At 51.5% G+C, this 15,911-nt stretch carries 17 protein-coding genes, 1 pseudogene and 2 other annotated features (1 of these 20 running past the window's edge); of the genes and pseudogenes, 9 read left to right on the top strand and 9 right to left on the bottom strand.

The window, feature by feature from the left end; all coding sequences use genetic code 11:
* The first annotated feature begins 101 nt into the window (after positions 1 to 101).
* The 3 genes from glpK (at position 102) to fpr (ending at position 3,543) form a co-directional block, all read left to right on the top strand.
* Positions 102 to 1,460, top strand: coding sequence for a glycerol kinase (glpK, locus tag SF4004; protein NP_709730.1), 1,359 nt, complete (start codon positions 102 to 104; stop codon positions 1,458 to 1,460).
* Between the two features lie 229 nt (positions 1,461 to 1,689).
* Positions 1,690 to 2,700: a fructose 1,6-bisphosphatase II gene (gene glpX, locus SF4003; RefSeq protein ID NP_709729.1), complete on the top strand. Its 1,011-nt coding sequence runs from the start codon at positions 1,690 to 1,692 to the stop codon at positions 2,698 to 2,700.
* Positions 2,701 to 2,796: 96 nt separating this feature from the next.
* Positions 2,797 to 3,543, top strand: a complete 747-nt coding sequence (fpr, locus tag SF4002; protein NP_709728.1) for a ferredoxin-NADP reductase — start codon at positions 2,797 to 2,799, stop codon at positions 3,541 to 3,543.
* A gap of 4 nt (positions 3,544 to 3,547) precedes the next feature.
* On the opposite strand, the gene yiiT is transcribed toward fpr, so the two are convergent.
* From yiiT to yiiR, 3 genes and pseudogenes are all read right to left on the bottom strand, one after another.
* On the bottom strand, positions 3,548 to 3,976 hold the full coding sequence (yiiT, locus tag SF4001; protein ID NP_709727.1) for a universal stress protein UspD: 429 nt from the start codon (positions 3,974 to 3,976) through the stop codon (positions 3,548 to 3,550).
* 26 nt (positions 3,977 to 4,002) lie between these two features.
* Positions 4,003 to 4,302 carry a hypothetical protein gene (gene yiiS / locus SF4000; protein ID NP_709726.1) on the bottom strand — a complete coding sequence of 100 codons (300 nt, stop codon included), beginning with the start codon at positions 4,300 to 4,302 and terminating at the stop codon, positions 4,003 to 4,005.
* 211 nt (positions 4,303 to 4,513) lie between these two features.
* Positions 4,514 to 4,954 (bottom strand) — a sequence feature (Similar to Escherichia coli K12 conserved hypothetical protein gi: 1790355 (147 aa). BLAST with identity of 99% in 147 aa. This CDS ontains frameshift. The sequence has been checked and is believed to be correct.).
* Positions 4,514 to 4,954: pseudogene (gene yiiR / locus SF3999) on the bottom strand. It overlaps the preceding feature by 441 nt.
* A 100-nt stretch (positions 4,955 to 5,054) precedes the next feature.
* Here yiiR and yiiQ point away from each other — a divergent pair.
* Positions 5,055 to 5,654, top strand: coding sequence for a hypothetical protein (yiiQ, locus tag SF3998; RefSeq protein NP_709725.1), 600 nt, complete (start codon positions 5,055 to 5,057; stop codon positions 5,652 to 5,654).
* Between the two features lie 107 nt (positions 5,655 to 5,761).
* A complete protein-coding gene (tpiA, locus tag SF3997; RefSeq protein ID NP_709724.1) occupies positions 5,762 to 6,529 on the top strand; it encodes a triosephosphate isomerase in 768 nt (255 codons plus the stop codon).
* 54 nt (positions 6,530 to 6,583) lie between these two features.
* On the opposite strand, the gene cdh is transcribed toward tpiA, so the two are convergent.
* The 5 genes from cdh to SF3992 all read right to left on the bottom strand — a co-directional run bounded on the left by cdh (position 6,584) and on the right by SF3992 (position 11,451).
* Complete coding sequence (gene cdh / locus SF3996; protein ID NP_709723.2) at positions 6,584 to 7,339, bottom strand: CDP-diacylglycerol pyrophosphatase; 756 nt, start codon at positions 7,337 to 7,339, stop codon at positions 6,584 to 6,586.
* 106 nt (positions 7,340 to 7,445) lie between these two features.
* Positions 7,446 to 8,435: a sulfate transporter subunit gene (sbp, locus tag SF3995; protein ID NP_709722.1), complete on the bottom strand. Its 990-nt coding sequence runs from the start codon at positions 8,433 to 8,435 to the stop codon at positions 7,446 to 7,448.
* A 319-nt stretch (positions 8,436 to 8,754) separates the two neighbouring features.
* Complete coding sequence (pfkA, locus tag SF3994; protein NP_709721.2) at positions 8,755 to 9,699, bottom strand: 6-phosphofructokinase; 945 nt, start codon at positions 9,697 to 9,699, stop codon at positions 8,755 to 8,757.
* 198 nt (positions 9,700 to 9,897) lie between these two features.
* A complete protein-coding gene (gene fieF / locus SF3993; RefSeq protein NP_709720.2) occupies positions 9,898 to 10,800 on the bottom strand; it encodes a ferrous iron efflux protein F in 903 nt (300 codons plus the stop codon).
* Between the two features lie 147 nt (positions 10,801 to 10,947).
* Positions 10,948 to 11,451, bottom strand: a complete 504-nt coding sequence (locus SF3992) for a hypothetical protein (RefSeq protein NP_709719.5) — start codon at positions 11,449 to 11,451, stop codon at positions 10,948 to 10,950.
* A gap of 146 nt (positions 11,452 to 11,597) precedes the next feature.
* Between SF3992 and cpxR the strand changes: the two genes are divergently transcribed.
* Complete coding sequence (gene cpxR / locus SF3991) at positions 11,598 to 12,296, top strand: DNA-binding transcriptional regulator CpxR (protein NP_709718.1); 699 nt, start codon at positions 11,598 to 11,600, stop codon at positions 12,294 to 12,296.
* Positions 12,293 to 13,666, top strand: coding sequence for a two-component sensor protein (cpxA, locus tag SF3990; protein ID NP_709717.1), 1,374 nt, complete (start codon positions 12,293 to 12,295; stop codon positions 13,664 to 13,666). The genes cpxR and cpxA overlap by 4 nt, the downstream gene beginning before the upstream one ends.
* Before the next feature lie 105 nt (positions 13,667 to 13,771).
* On the opposite strand, the gene yiiM is transcribed toward cpxA, so the two are convergent.
* Positions 13,772 to 14,446: a 6-N-hydroxylaminopurine resistance protein gene (gene yiiM / locus SF3989; protein ID NP_709716.2), complete on the bottom strand. Its 675-nt coding sequence runs from the start codon at positions 14,444 to 14,446 to the stop codon at positions 13,772 to 13,774.
* A gap of 135 nt (positions 14,447 to 14,581) precedes the next feature.
* Positions 14,582 to 15,911 (top strand) — a mobile genetic element (it continues 1 nt past the right edge of the window).
* Here yiiM and SF3988 point away from each other — a divergent pair.
* Together SF3988 and SF3987 are read left to right on the top strand one after the other, a co-directional pair.
* Entirely contained in the window at positions 14,628 to 15,038 is a 411-nt protein-coding gene (locus tag SF3988; RefSeq protein ID NP_709715.3) for an IS2 repressor TnpA, read from the top strand. (Overlaps the previous feature by 411 nt.)
* Positions 14,996 to 15,901: an IS2 transposase TnpB gene (locus SF3987; protein NP_709714.1), complete on the top strand. Its 906-nt coding sequence runs from the start codon at positions 14,996 to 14,998 to the stop codon at positions 15,899 to 15,901. Its footprint lies within the feature at positions 14,582 to 15,911. The genes SF3988 and SF3987 overlap by 43 nt, the downstream gene beginning before the upstream one ends.

Genomic DNA, 15,911 nt, shown 5'->3' with positions numbered 1-15,911 from the left:
CCCGCGCGGTCGTAATGGATCACGATGCCAATATCATTAGCGTGTCGCAGCGCGAATTTGAGCAAATCTACCCAAAACCAGGTTGGGTAGAACACGACCCAATGGAAATCTGGGCCACCCAAAGCTCCACGCTGGTAGAAGTGCTGGCGAAAGCCGATATCAGTTCCGATCAAATTGCAGCTATCGGTATTACGAACCAGCGTGAAACCACTATTGTCTGGGAAAAAGAAACCGGCAAGCCTATCTATAACGCCATTGTCTGGCAGTGCCGTCGTACCGCAGAAATCTGCGAGCATTTAAAACGTGACGGTTTAGAAGATTATATCCGCAGCAATACCGGTCTGGTGCTTGACCCGTACTTTTCTGGCACCAAAGTGAAGTGGATCCTCGACCATGTGGAAGGCTCTCACGAGCGTGCACGTCGTGGTGAATTGCTGTTTGGTACGGTTGATACGTGGCTTATCTGGAAAATGACTCAGGGCCGTGTCCATGTGACCGATTACACCAACGCCTCTCGTACCATGTTGTTCAACATCCATACCCTGGACTGGGACGACAAAATGCTGGAAGTGCTGGATATTCCGCGCGAGATGCTGCCAGAAGTGCGTCGTTCTTCCGAAGTATACGGTCAGACTAACATTGGCGGCAAAGGCGGCACGCGTATTCCAATCTCCGGGATCGCCGGTGACCAGCAGGCCGCGCTGTTTGGTCAGTTGTGCGTGAAAGAAGGGATGGCGAAGAACACCTATGGCACTGGCTGCTTTATGCTGATGAACACTGGCGAGAAAGCGGTGAAATCAGAAAACGGCCTGCTGACCACCATCGCCTGCGGCCCGACTGGCGAAGTGAACTATGCGTTGGAAGGTGCGGTGTTTATGGCAGGCGCATCCATTCAGTGGCTGCGCGATGAGATGAAGTTGATTAACGACGCCTACGATTCCGAATATTTCGCCACCAAAGTGCAAAACACCAATGGTGTGTATGTGGTTCCGGCATTTACCGGGCTGGGTGCGCCGTACTGGGACCCGTATGCGCGCGGGGCGATTTTCGGTCTGACTCGTGGGGTGAACGCTAACCACATTATACGCGCGACGCTGGAGTCTATTGCTTATCAGACGCGTGACGTGCTGGAAGCGATGCAGGCCGACTCTGGTATCCGTCTGCACGCCCTGCGCGTGGATGGTGGCGCAGTAGCAAACAATTTCCTGATGCAGTTCCAGTCCGATATTCTCGGCACCCGCGTTGAGCGCCCGGAAGTGCGCGAAGTCACCGCATTGGGTGCGGCCTATCTCGCAGGCCTGGCGGTTGGCTTCTGGCAGAACCTCGACGAGCTGCAAGAGAAAGCGGTGATTGAGCGCGAGTTCCGTCCAGGCATCGAAACCACTGAGCGTAATTACCGTTACGCAGGCTGGAAAAAAGCGGTCAAACGCGCGATGGCGTGGGAAGAACACGACGAGTAATGTCAGGCACCTGAATCGATTGCCTGATGCTGATCGCCTGATGCGACGCTTACGCGTCTTATCAGGCCTACGAGCCAATGCCATTTTGTGTAGGCGGGATAAGGCGTTCACGCCGCATCCGGCATCACGCAGACTCTGAAACCGTGCGGGGGCAACCCCGCACACATCAATAATCCCACCCTTCCCCTGTGCTACACTTCGCGCCATTCCTTACTGCTTAGAGTTTGCTATGAGACGAGAACTTGCCATCGAATTTTCCCGCGTCACCGAATCTGCGGCGCTGGCTGGCTACAAATGGTTAGGACGCGGCGATAAAAACACCGCGGACGGCGCGGCGGTAAACGCCATGCGTATTATGCTCAACCAGGTCAACATTGACGGCACCATCGTCATTGGTGAAGGTGAAATCGACGAAGCACCGATGCTCTACATTGGTGAAAAAGTCGGTACTGGTCGCGGCGACGCGGTAGATATTGCTGTTGATCCGATTGAAGGCACGCGCATGACGGCGATGGGCCAGGCTAACGCGCTGGCGGTGCTGGCAGTAGGCGATAAAGGCTGCTTCCTCAATGCGCCGGATATGTATATGGAGAAGCTGATTGTCGGGCCGGGAGCCAAAGGCACCATTGATCTGAACCTGCCGCTGGCGGATAACCTGCGCAATGTAGCGGCGGCGCTCGGCAAACCGTTGAGCGAACTGACGGTAACGATTCTGGCTAAACCACGCCACGATGCCGTTATCGCTGAAATGCAGCAACTCGGCGTACGCGTATTTGCTATTCCGGACGGCGACGTTGCGGCCTCAATTCTCACCTGTATGCCAGACAGCGAAGTTGACGTGCTGTACGGTATTGGTGGCGCGCCGGAAGGCGTGGTTTCTGCGGCGGTGATCCGCGCATTAGATGGCGACATGAACGGTCGTCTGCTGGCGCGTCATGACGTCAAAGGCGACAACGAAGAGAATCGTCGCATTGGCGAGCAGGAGCTGGCACGCTGCAAAGCGATGGGCATCGAAGCCGGTAAAGTATTGCGTCTGGGCGATATGGCGCGCAGCGATAACGTCATCTTCTCTGCCACCGGTATTACCAAAGGCGATCTGCTGGAAGGTATTAGCCGCAAAGGCAATATCGCGACTACCGAAACGCTGCTGATCCGCGGCAAGTCACGCACCATTCGCCGCATTCAGTCCATCCACTATCTGGATCGCAAAGACCCGGAAATGCAGGTGCACATTCTCTGAGTGATTTGATCGATTGAGCCTTCCAGTCCTTCGGGACTGGAATTTTTTTGTTCGGAGAACGAAGATAAGGCAAGTCAATCAAAACAGGAGAAAAACATGGCTGATTGGGTAACAGGCAAAGTCACTAAAGTGCAGAACTGGACCGACGCCCTGTTTAGTCTCACCGTTCACGCCCCCGTGCTTCCGTTTACCGCCGGGCAATTTACCAAGCTTGGCCTTGAAATCGACGGCGAACGCGTCCAGCGCGCCTACTCCTATGTTAACTCGCCCGATAATCCCGATCTGGAGTTTTACCTGGTCACCGTCCCCGATGGCAAATTAAGCCCACGATTGGCGGCACTGAAACCGGGCGATGAAGTGCAGGTGGTTAGCGAAGCAGCTGGCTTCTTTGTTCTGGATGAAGTACCGGACTGCGAAACGCTATGGATGCTGGCAACCGGTACAGCGATTGGCCCTTATTTATCGATTCTGCAACTAGGCAAAGATTTAGATCGCTTCAAAAATCTGGTCCTGGTTCACGCCGCACGTTATGCCGCCGACTTAAGCTATTTGCCACTGATGCAAGAACTGGAAAAACGCTACGAAGGCAAACTGCGCATTCAGACGGTGGTCAGTCGGGAAACGGCAGCGGGGTCGCTCACCGGACGGATACCGGCATTAATTGAAAGTGGGGAACTGGAAAGCGCGATTGGCCTGCCGATGAATAAAGAAACCAGCCATGTGATGCTGTGCGGCAATCCACAGATGGTGCGCGATACACAACAGTTGCTGAAAGAGACCCGGCAGATGACGAAACATTTACGTCGCCGACCGGGCCATATGACAGCGGAGCATTACTGGTAAGCGGTTACTTATCGATAAACGGCACGATGAGCAAATCCGCACTCATCTTATTGATCATCCCGCGATATGCCGGCATCAAACGGTTGATAAATGAGTGATGATGACCACAGACAAGGAGGTCGCACTGCTCTTTTTGCATAATTTCCAGCAGTGTTTCCGGCATTTCTCCGCGTTCAATACGCAGTTTTGTCTTCGGCCATTGAATATTTTTCGTCAGTTTATACAGCTTGTTATCCGACTTATTCTTCAACAATTGAAGAATATCTTCTGTTGCAGGGAAGTAGATACCCGGATACAACTCGCTTAAGCCATCATCAATATGAATTAACGTCAGGTGAGCGTCATTATGTCTGGCGAGCTCCAGGGCTTTATTCACCAGTAAGGCATCTTCTTCATTCCCGGAAATTGCCACGCCAATGTGTTTATAAGCCATGTTTAACTCCTTCTAAAGCAACTCCATCAAGCTAACGAACGCAGTGATAACTCAAAAATAATCATCTCGGCCTGGCATGAGAAAGTGAAGGCCGCATCAAGCTCAACTTGCCCCTCCAGATCCTTAATCTTATAGGCCACGCTGGCCCCTTCATCTGCAGAGGATGCAGCGGCGGCAAGCTCTTTCAGTTTGGTCATAAAAGACTCTGCTTCTTCGCGGGTGGCAAAAAAGCGCGAAAACTTACTGGTACAGTTGTCGTTATCAATCACCGTACCGATATCAATCGCACATCCTTTAGTACTGCATTTATCTACGACATCTTTCATAGGGCACCTCTGTATATTCGCCTCTCTGTCGATTACGACTTAAGAATAATGCGCCGTTAAGGGAAGAACAAACAAGTAATGATCTTATGGATTACCATTTTTTTTGATATTGCTTAAGGTGAAGAGTTCAGAAGGATTTTCCGGGTATTGTCATTTGCATCGTGGAAATAACAATCCCGGAAAAAAATAGCAGTAAGAGATATATTAAAGGTTAATTACTTGATTTATTGTCGGCTTTATACTTCACATCCTGAGTATCTTTACCATATTTATTTTCGCCTTGTGTGCCAACAAACGCACCAAGATCGATAAGCATCATCACCAGAATCAACGTCGGGACAAAACGCCCCACCGCCCATTGCCAGACACCCGGTAAAATCGCTCAGTTACCCGCCAGCAGCATCCACGCCACAATCATCAGAAATGCCCATGCGCCGGAACGCCCGCGATCATGCAAGCGCTTAACAGTTACTGCCGCTGTTGGCCAGAGCAAGCACACAAGGCAAAACGCCGCGGTCTGAATATCGAGTAGATTCTTACCCGCCAGTGAGAAAAGCACCAGCATGCCTGCGAACCACAGGCCTATCCAAATCCAGAAATCACGGCGTCCAATACGCCCTTTAAATGAGAATAACCATTGCTGTATGGTCATGTAAGTTCCTTGATGGTTGTCTTTTCCAGGATTCTACCCTTTTGACAAGGGCGACAGATATCGTTTTAATCGGAGCCAGTCATAACAAAAGGTACTGTCAATGAAGCCAGGGTGTACGCTGTTTTTTCTCTTATGTTCTGCATTAACCGTTACAACAACGGCGCATGCACAAACACCAGATACGGCAACGACCGCGCCTTATCTGCTGGCTGGAGCCCCTACTTTCGATCTCTCCATCAGCCAGTTTCGAGAAGACTTTAACAGCCAGAATCCCAGCCTGCCACTGAACGAATTTCGTGCCATCGACAGCAGTCCCGACAAAGCCAATCTCACTCGTGCTGCAAGTAAAATTAACGAGAACTTGTATGCTTCTACAGCGCTGGAGCGCGGTACCTTAAAAATCAAAAGCATTCAAATGACCTGGCTACCCATCCAGGGGCCAGAGCAAAAAGCAGCGAAAGCGAAAGCTCAGGAATACATGGCAGCAGTGATCCGCACACTCACCCCATTAATGACCAAAACACAAAGCCAGAAAAAACTGCAGTCGCTACTAACGGCGGGGAAAAACAAACGTTATTACACCGAGACAGAAGGTGCACTGCGTTATGTTGTCGCGGACAACGGCGAAAAGGGGCTGACCTTCGCTGTTGAACCGATTAAGCTGGCGCTATCTGAATCGCTTGAAGGTTTGAATAAATGACAAAAAGCAAAGCCTTTGTGCCGATGAATCTCTATACTGTTTCACAGACCTGCTGCCCTGCGGGGCGGCCATCTTCCTTTATTCGCTTATAAGCGTGGAGAATTAAAATGCGACATCCTTTAGTGATGGGTAACTGGAAACTGAACGGCAGCCGCCACATGGTTCACGAGCTGGTTTCTAACCTGCGTAAAGAGCTGGCAGGTGTTGCTGGCTGTGCGGTTGCAATCGCACCACCGGAAATGTACATCGATATGGCGAAGCGCGAAGCTGAAGGCAGCCACATCATGCTGGGTGCGCAAAACGTGGACCTGAACCTGTCCGGCGCATTCACCGGTGAAACTTCTGCCGCTATGCTGAAAGACATCGGCGCTCAGTACATCATCATCGGCCACTCTGAACGTCGTACTTACCACAAAGAGTCTGACGAACTGATTGCGAAAAAATTCGCGGTGCTGAAAGAGCAGGGTCTGACTCCGGTTCTGTGCATCGGTGAAACCGAAGCTGAAAACGAAGCGGGAAAAACTGAAGAAGTTTGCGCACGTCAGATCGACGCGGTACTGAAAACTCAGGGTGCTGCGGCATTCGAAGGTGCGGTTATCGCTTACGAACCTGTATGGGCAATCGGTACTGGCAAATCTGCAACTCCGGCTCAGGCACAGGCTGTTCACAAATTCATCCGTGACCACATCGCTAAAGTTGACGCTAACATCGCTGAACAAGTGATCATTCAGTACGGCGGCTCTGTAAACGCGTCTAACGCTGCAGAACTGTTTGCTCAGCCAGACATCGACGGCGCGCTGGTTGGCGGTGCTTCTCTGAAAGCTGACGCTTTCGCAGTGATCGTTAAAGCTGCAGAAGCGGCTAAACAGGCTTAAGTCTGACAGGTGCCGGATTTCATATCCGGCACTTACTTTCCTTAACTCCTCGCCTTAACGCAAAATCTCACACTCATGATCCTGGATTTCCTCGGCTGAAGCACGGTTCAGCGTCAGTAGATTTCGTTGTGTCGCCAGCAACACAAACGAATTATCACTCTGCCGTACCATCGCCAGCCCGTAGCTTCCCATATGTTCCCGCGCCTCAGGCACTTCTTCTGCAAGCATCATAAATGGGCTGCGTTGTACCAGTTCGCTTTCCGTTACCCGACGCGCCAGGTATTCATGCCCGCGCAAACCACCTGGCAGTGGCAACCAGCGGCTGCTGATGTTCGCCAGATTTTTATCCAGTTGTTCGCGCACATCAGGACGAATACAAGAGATATGAATATGAAAATGGTTTTGCGTATGCCCGGTGCGGGAGTTGATCGCCAAAGAAACCGCGCGATCGGGAACCGGCTGGCCGTATTTTTTGCTCATAAAATCACGCGCCTGCCAGGCCAACCAAAAGAAGTTCGGCGTTGAAGGATCGGTCAACAAAGGACTTTCAGTACCGTTAATACGATACGTTGGCATCAACAGATATTGCAGTGGACCATTAAGATCTTTTAAAACCACGTATCCGGCATTGGGTTTGACTTCCGCACATGGCGAAGGATTTTGATTTTGCTGCTGATTGGGCAAACATTCCTCAAGGACAATCTTACGTAATGTATCCGACTCTTCACCGGTTAATTTCCAGTAACCAATACCGGCAGCCACAACGGCGATAACTATCATCACCAAAAAAAGAAGACCCGCTTTTTTCATCTTTTTTTCCCTGTACCTCAAAGAGATGCAAGGGTAACGCAAAATCGTGACAAATAAAAAACCCGGTCGCGAGAAACCACCGGGTTTGATAATTATCCTAGGGAAATCAGCGTTTGCTGATCTGATCGAACGTACCGCCGTTAGCAAAATGCTCTTTTTGCGCTTTCGTCCAGCCGCCGAACTCTTCATCAATGGTGAATAACTTCAGCTTTGGAAACGCATTTTCGTACTTTTTCGCTACTTCAGCGTCGCGCGGACGGTAGTAGTTTTTCGCGGCAATTTCCTGACCTTCTGGCGAGTAGAGATATTTCAGGTAGGCTTCCGCCACCTCTTTGGTGCCTTTTTTCTCGACCACTTTATCGACCACCGACACCGTTGGCTCTGCGAGGATAGACTCACTCGGCGTGACGATTTCGAATTTATCTTTCCCCAGTTCATTCGCTGCCAGCAGAGCTTCGTTTTCCCAGGCGATCAGTACATCGCCAATCCCGCGCTCGACAAAGGTGTTAGTGGAGCCGCGCGCGCCAGAATCCAGAACTTCGACGTTTTTATACAGTGCCCGAACAAAATCCTGTGCTTTTGCCTGATCGTTGTTGTTGTGATGCAGCGCGTAGCCCCAGGCAGCCAGGTAGTTCCAGCGTGCGCCACCAGAGCTTTTCGGATTAGGCGTGATCACCGAAACACCCGGTTTAATCAGATCGTTCCAGTCATGGATCTGCTTCGGATTGCCCTTACGCACCAGGAAAACAATGGTGGAAGTGTACGGTGCGGAGTTATCCGGCAGACGTTTGATCCACTCTTTATCAATCCGCCCGCGTTCCGCAATCGCGTCCACGTCATAGGCCAGAGCCAGCGTGACAACATCAGCTTCAATACCGTTGATTACCGACGTCGCTTGTTTACCTGAACCACCGTGTGACTGACGAATCACCACGTTATCACCAGTTTGCTGTTTCCAGTGGGCGCTGAATGCCTTGTTGTACTGTTCGTACAATTCGCGCGTTGGATCATATGAAACGTTAAGAAGCTGAATATCCTTTGCCATAACGCTGGTTGCCGCCAGCAAAAATGTTAACCCTACGCCCCACTTGTTCATCGCCCGACTCTCTTATGTTGTGTTGTGATGAGCAAAGCGTGCCAGAAGGTTAACCAAACATTAAAGAATAAAAAAAGATTGGCTATAACTTGCGGGTATATGTTGAGGGATTAAAAAGGCGGAAGAAATCCGCCTCATATTGCTGACAAAGTGCGCTTTGTCCATGCCGGATGCGGCGCGAACGCCTTATCCGGCCTACAAAAGTTTGCAAATTCAATAAATTGCAGAATTCATGTAGGCCTGATAAGCGAAGCGCATCAGGCATTTTTGCTTCTGTCATCGGTTTCAGGCTAAAGGAATCTGCCTTTTTCCGAAATCATTAATACAGTTTTTTCGCGCAGTCCAGCCAGTCACCTTTGAACGGACGCTTCATGTTTTCGATAGCGTCGATGATGTCGTGGTGAACCAGCTGTTCGTTCTGGATACCTACACAACGACCGCCGTAACCTGCCAGCAGCAGATCGATAGCGTAAGCGCCCATACGGGAAGCCAGAATACGGTCGTAAGGCACCGGAGAACCACCGCGCTGGATGTGGCCCAGCACAGTTGCGCGGGTTTCACGACCGGTTTCTTTCTCGATGAAATGCGCCAGTTCGTCAACATCACACATATGTTCGGTAATCGCCACGATCGCGTGTTTTTTACCTTTCGCGATACCCGCTTTGATTTCGTTTACCAGGTCTTCACGGCTGAATTCAACTTCCGGAACTACAACGAATTCACAGCCACCGGCAATGGCCGCAGCCAGGGTCAGATCGCCACAATAACGGCCCATCACTTCCACCACGGAAATACGCTGGTGAGAAGAAGAGGTGTCACGCAGACGGTCGATCGCTTCTACAACGGTGCTCAGCGCAGTGAAGAAACCGATAGTGTAGTCAGTGCCTTTGATGTCGTTGTCGATAGTGCCCGGCAGACCGATGCACGGGAAGCCCATTTCGGTCAGACGCATTGCACCCATGTAGGAACCGTCACCGCCGATAACCACCAGCGCGTCGATACCACGTTTTTTCAGGTTTTCGATAGCCACGGCGCGGATGTTCTCGTCGCGGAATTCCGGGAAACGCGCAGAACCGAGGAACGTACCGCCACGGTTGATCATGTCAGACACGCTGTAACGGTCTAGCTGTACCATACGGTCTTCATACAGACCCAGATAGCCGTCATAAATACCCATTACTTCCAGACCTTCTGTCAGCGCAGAACGAACAACCCCGCGAATTGCGGCGTTCATGCCTGGCGCATCACCGCCGCTTGTCAACACACCTATTTTCTTAATCATGACTACCTCTGAACTTTGGAATGCAAAATGAAATCTGTTGCCGGAAGTCTTCTTGCACATCGAAGTGATCCAACGAATGTGCAAATAGTATAACAATCACTTCCTGCTGAATTGATTCAGGTCAGGCCAAATGGCGGTATTTTATACACAAAATGCGGGTCTGGCTCTCTTTTATACTGATTATGAAAGCATAGACCGTTTACCCTCCCTGGGTACGACGGAACAGGGGTCCTGATGGATAATCACATCCGATCCCGGAAAACGCCGTAAAATAGCCTGCTCTACCTGATCCGCCACCATATGTGCCTGAACCAAAGGCAGAGAGTCTTCCATTTCCAAATGAATCTGAATAAAGCGGGTCGGCCCTGACTGCCGCGTGCGAAGATCGTGAGCGCCGCTAACACCCGGCCAGGAAGTCACGATATCAATAATTTCTTGCCGTTCTTCATCAGGCAATGCGCGATCCAGTAATGACTGTACCGCCTCATATCCCATGCGTAACGCGCTATATAAAATATAGATGCCGATTCCCAATGCAAACAGAGCATCGGCGCGATGCCAGCCGTACCAAGACAACCCCAGCGCCAGCAGAATTGCGCCGTTCATCATAACATCAGACTGGTAATGTAGCATATCAGCCCGCACCGCCTGGCTTTGCGTCCGGCGCACCACCCACCGCTGAAACGAGACAAGGATAATCGTACAAATTAGCGCCACAATTGTCACGATAACCCCGACGCCTGGATCTGTCATCGGTGTTGGAGATACCAGATGTTGAATACCCGTCAAAAACAGGAATAGTGCCGAACCGGAGATAAACATACTTTGCGCCAGCGCCGCGAGGGACTCAGCTTTACCGTGACCAAACGAGTGATTATCGTCGGCAGGTTGCAGGGAATATCGCACCACCAGTAAATTCGTCAACGACGCGCCGATATCCACCAGCGAATCCACCAGCGCGGCGAGAATACTCACCGACCCGGTATACCACCATGCAAAAATTTTAATCAGCAATAGCAACGAAGCCATCGCCGTCGCAGCAATCGCCGCCCGACTGACCAGCCGTCCATAAGATTGATTCATAAATACTCCCGCTATCAACTGACGCTAGTATAACGGAAGCAAATCATCTGCAATGCATTAAGCAGCAGGCAAATTGAGGATAAAAAAAACCCCACATCATGTGGGGGAAGACAGGGATGGTGTCTATGGCAAGGAAAACAGGGTTTACTACTGGGAACGTGAGTTGCTACTACTCAATAGCTTCAACGATGAACTTTTTTGCCATTGCGTCACGTCACGCAACTGCTCCATTCGTTGTTGATGTTTCTCGTTTAAAACCGCTTGCTGCTCCGGCGTTAACAGGCGATACATTTGGTTGCGGACTTTTGCCATCTCAACCTGACGAGCAATTTGCTCATTCGCCATTTTTTCTGCCTGTGCGCGCACAGCGTTTTCATCAAAATTTTCTGCGGTGACAAGGCGATGCATTGTCTCCAGTTCGCTAACATTAACAGGAGGCTGTTCGTGCCGGGCCTGTTGCATAAGATCTCGCATCTGCTGACGCTGATGTTCGGTTAAACTTATGCCGTCGAACATATGGCTCTGCGTACTGCGCTGCGTAAGTTCTTCACCCGGATGCCAGTTATCGCCTGAACCGACTTCAGCAGCGTGGCTTAATGAACTGACTGCCAGCGTTGAGGCCATGACGGCAGCGGTAACTATGCGCATCATTTGCTCCCAAAATCTTTCTGTCGCGATTCAACGATAGAGAGTTTACGATTCAGGCTGCAAACATGCGTCAGGGGGTGTAAAACAACGTAAAGTCATGGATTAGCGACGTCTGATGACGTAATTTCTGCCTCGGAGGTATTTAAACAATGAATAAAATCCTGTTAGTTGATGATGACCGAGAGCTGACTTCCCTATTAAAGGAGCTGCTCGAGATGGAAGGCTTCAACGTGATTGTTGCCCACGATGGGGAACAGGCGCTTGATCTTCTGGACGACAGCATTGATTTACTTTTGCTTGACGTAATGATGCCGAAGAAAAATGGTATCGACACATTAAAAGCACTTCGCCAGACACACCAGACGCCTGTCATTATGTTGACGGCGCGCGGCAGTGAACTTGATCGCGTTCTCGGCCTTGAGCTGGGCGCAGATGACTATCTCCCGAAACCGTTTAATGATCGTGAGCTGGTGGCACGTATTCGCGCAATCCTGCGCCGTTCGCACTGGAGCGAGCAACAGCAAAACAACGACAACGGTTCACCGACACTGGAAGTTGATGCCTTAGTGCTGAATCCAGGCCGTCAGGAAGCCAGCTTCGACGGGCAAACGCTGGAGTTAACCGGTACTGAGTTTACCCTGCTCTATTTGCTGGCACAGCATCTGGGTCAGGTGGTTTCCCGTGAACATTTAAGCCAGGAAGTGTTGGGCAAACGCCTGACGCCTTTCGACCGCGCTATTGATATGCACATTTCCAACCTGCGTCGTAAACTGCCGGATCGTAAAGATGGTCACCCGTGGTTTAAAACCTTGCGTGGTCGCGGCTATCTGATGGTTTCTGCTTCATGATAGGCAGCTTAACCGCGCGCATCTTCGCCATCTTCTGGCTGACGCTGGTGCTGGTGTTGATGTTGGTTTTGATGTTACCCAAGCTCGATTCACGCCAGATGACCGAGCTTCTGGATAGCGAACAGCGTCAGGGGCTGATGATTGAGCAGCATGTCGAAGCGGAGCTGGCGAACGATCCGCCCAACGATTTAATGTGGTGGCGGCGTCTGTTCCGGGCGATTGATAAGTGGGCACCGCCAGGACAGCGTTTGTTATTGGTGACCACCGAAGGCCGCGTGATCGGCGCTGAACGCAGCGAAATGCAGATCATTCGTAACTTTATTGGTCAGGCCGATAACGCCGATCATCCGCAGAAGAAAAAGTATGGCCGCGTGGAACTGGTCGGTCCGTTCTCCGTGCGTGATGGCGAAGATAATTACCAACTTTATCTGATTCGTCCGGCCAGTAGTTCTCAATCCGATTTCATTAACTTACTGTTTGACCGCCCGCTATTACTGCTGATTGTCACCATGTTGGTCAGTACGCCGCTGCTGTTGTGGTTGGCCTGGAGTCTGGCAAAACCGGCGCGTAAGCTGAAAAACGCTGCCGATGAAGTTGCCCAGGGAAACTTACGCCAGCACCCGGAACTGGAAGCGGGGCCACAGGAATTCCTTGCCGCAGGTGCCAGTTTTAACCAGATGGTCACCGCGCTGGAGCGCATGATGACCTCTCAGCAGCGTCTGCTTTCTGATATCTCTCACGAGCTGCGCACCCCGCTGACGCGTCTGCAACTGGGTACGGCGTTACTGCGCCGTCGTAGCGGTGAAAGCAAGGAACTCGAGCGTATTGAAACCGAAGCGCAACGTCTGGACAGCATGATCAACGATCTGTTGGTGATGTCACGTAATCAGCAAAAAAACGCGCTGGTTAGCGAAACCATCAAAGCCAACCAGTTGTGGAGTGAAGTGCTGGATAACGCGGCGTTCGAAGCCGAGCAAATGGGCAAGTCGTTGACAGTTAACTTCCCGCCTGGGCCGTGGCCGCTGTACGGCAATCCGAACGCCCTGGAAAGTGCGCTGGAAAACATTGTTCGTAATGCTCTGCGTTATTCCCATACGAAGATTGAAGTGGGCTTTGCGGTAGATAAAGACGGTATCACCATTACGGTGGACGACGATGGTCCTGGCGTTAGCCCGGAAGATCGCGAACAGATTTTCCGTCCGTTCTATCGGACCGATGAAGCACGCGATCGTGAATCTGGCGGTACAGGATTGGGGCTGGCGATTGTTGAAACCGCCATTCAGCAGCATCGTGGCTGGGTGAAGGCAGAAGACAGCCCGCTGGGCGGTTTACGGCTGGTGATTTGGTTGCCGCTGTATAAGCGGAGTTAAACTCCGCATTTGTAGGCAGGATAAGGCGTTTACGCCGCATCCGGCATTTGAGCAGGATGCCTGATGCGACGCTGATAGCGTCTTATCAGGCCTACACTCCGGGGGTTATTTTCCCCACAACCGGCGGGAAAAATCTTCGATCTTGCCGCTCAGTCGGCGCTTTTGCATCGTCCGCGTCCAGCTTTTCGATAACCCGGCGGCGGAGAGTAAACGGTGATACTGATCGTCATCAAACGGCATATGCCATGCGATGGCGGCAGCCTCCTGCACGGTCACATCGCTGACACGGGAAACCAACTCCAGCGGCGCGTCCGCAGACACTTTCCCTGGCGCTATCACGCTATACAACCACCCCACCTTACCTGTGTTTTGCATCAACTGCGCTATATCGCTGATATCAAAATGGTAATTGAGTTTATAGCAAGGCGAGCGCGGCTGGCTGACCTGAATTAATGCCTCTCCCCAGCGGAAAATATCGCCCATATGAACATTACTTTCCGTGAGACCGTCGGTTGAGAGATTTTCGCCAAACGCAGGCGCAACAAACAACTCCGCCTGTTCCGGAAATTCCCGCACCCAGTAGAGATAGTGCTCACGAGGATAATGACACAGCGCTCTGTCTGGCCCGCCGTGAACCTTTTTCTCCGCCTGCTCGTCACCTTCCAGCCCCAGCTCCGTCAGCATCAACTCACCATCAACCTGGATTTTGGCAATTGCGCTGGGTTTGCCTTCGGGATAAGCCTGAATCTTGCCTGTGTATACATCAACCGGATATCGCATCTGTTCCCTCTCCACGAGAAATTTCCCCATTAGACCATATTTATTTTATGTCAGCCGTGCTGTTTTCGCGGTAAGTATCCAGGCAGGAACTCAATAGCAAACCGGACGAACGTTAGTTCATCCGGCTGTGGGGATTAGACTGGCCCCCTGAATCTCCAGACAACCAGTATCACTTATTTAAGTGATAGTCTTAATACTAGTTTTTAGACTAGTCATTGGAGTACAGATGATTGATGTCTTAGGGCCGGAGAAACGCAGACGGCGTACCACACAGGAAAAGATCGCAATTGTTCAGCAGAGCTTTGAACCGGGGATGACGGTCTCCCTCGTTGCCCGGCAACATGGTGTAGCAGCCAGCCAGCTATTTCTCTGGCGTAAGCAATACCAGGAAGGAAGTCTTACTGCTGTGGCCGCCGGAGAACAGGTTGTTCCTGCCTCTGAACTTGCTGCCGCCATGAAGCAGATTAAAGAACTCCAGCGCCTGCTCGGCAAGAAAACGATGGAAAATGAACTCCTCAAAGAAGCCGTTGAATATGGACGGGCAAAAAAGTGGATAGCGCACGCGCCCTTATTGCCCGGGGATGGGGAGTAAGCTTAGTCAGCCGTTGTCTCCGGGTGTCGCGTGCGCAGTTGCACGTCATTCTCAGACGAACCGATGACTGGATGGATGGCCGCCGCAGTCGTCACACTGATGATACGGATGTGCTTCTCCGTATACACCATGTTATCGGAGAGCTGCCCACGTATGGTTATCGTCGGGTATGGGCGCTGCTTCGCAGACAGGCAGAACTTGATGGTATGCCTGCGATCAATGCCAAACGTGTTTACCGGCTCATGCGCCAGAATGCGCTGTTGCTTGAGCGAAAACCTGCTGTACCGCCATCGAAACGGGCACATACAGGCAGAGTAGCCGTGAAAGAAAGCAATCAGCGATGGTGCTCTGACGGGTTCGAGTTCTGCTGTGATAACGGAGAGAGACTGCGTGTCACGTTCGCGCTGGACTGCTGTGATCGTGAGGCACTGCACTGGGCGGTGACTACCGGCGGCTTCAACAGTGAAACAGTACAGGACGTCATGCTGGGAGCGGTGGAACGCCGCTTCGGCAACGATCTTCCGTCGTCTCCAGTGGAGTGGCTGACGGATAATGGTTCATGCTACCGGGCTAATGAAACACGCCAGTTCGCCCGGATGTTGGGACTTGAACCGAAGAACACGGCGGTGCGGAGTCCGGAGAGTAACGGAATAGCAGAGAGCTTCGTGAAAACGATAAAGCGTGACTACATCAGTATCATGCCCAAACCAGACGGGTTAACGGCAGCAAAGAACCTTGCAGAGGCGTTCGAGCATTATAACGAATGGCATCCGCATAGTGCGCTGGGTTATCGCTCGCCACGGGAATATCTGCGGCAGCGGGCTTGTAATGGGTTAAGTGATAACAGATGTCTGGAAATATAGGGGCAAATCC

This window comes from Shigella flexneri 2a str. 301, from assembly GCF_000006925.2.
Classification (GTDB): Bacteria; Pseudomonadota; Gammaproteobacteria; order Enterobacterales; family Enterobacteriaceae; genus ECMA0423.
Note: the sequence above shows the minus strand (reverse complement) of the source record. Positions and strands in the feature narration are given on the sequence as shown.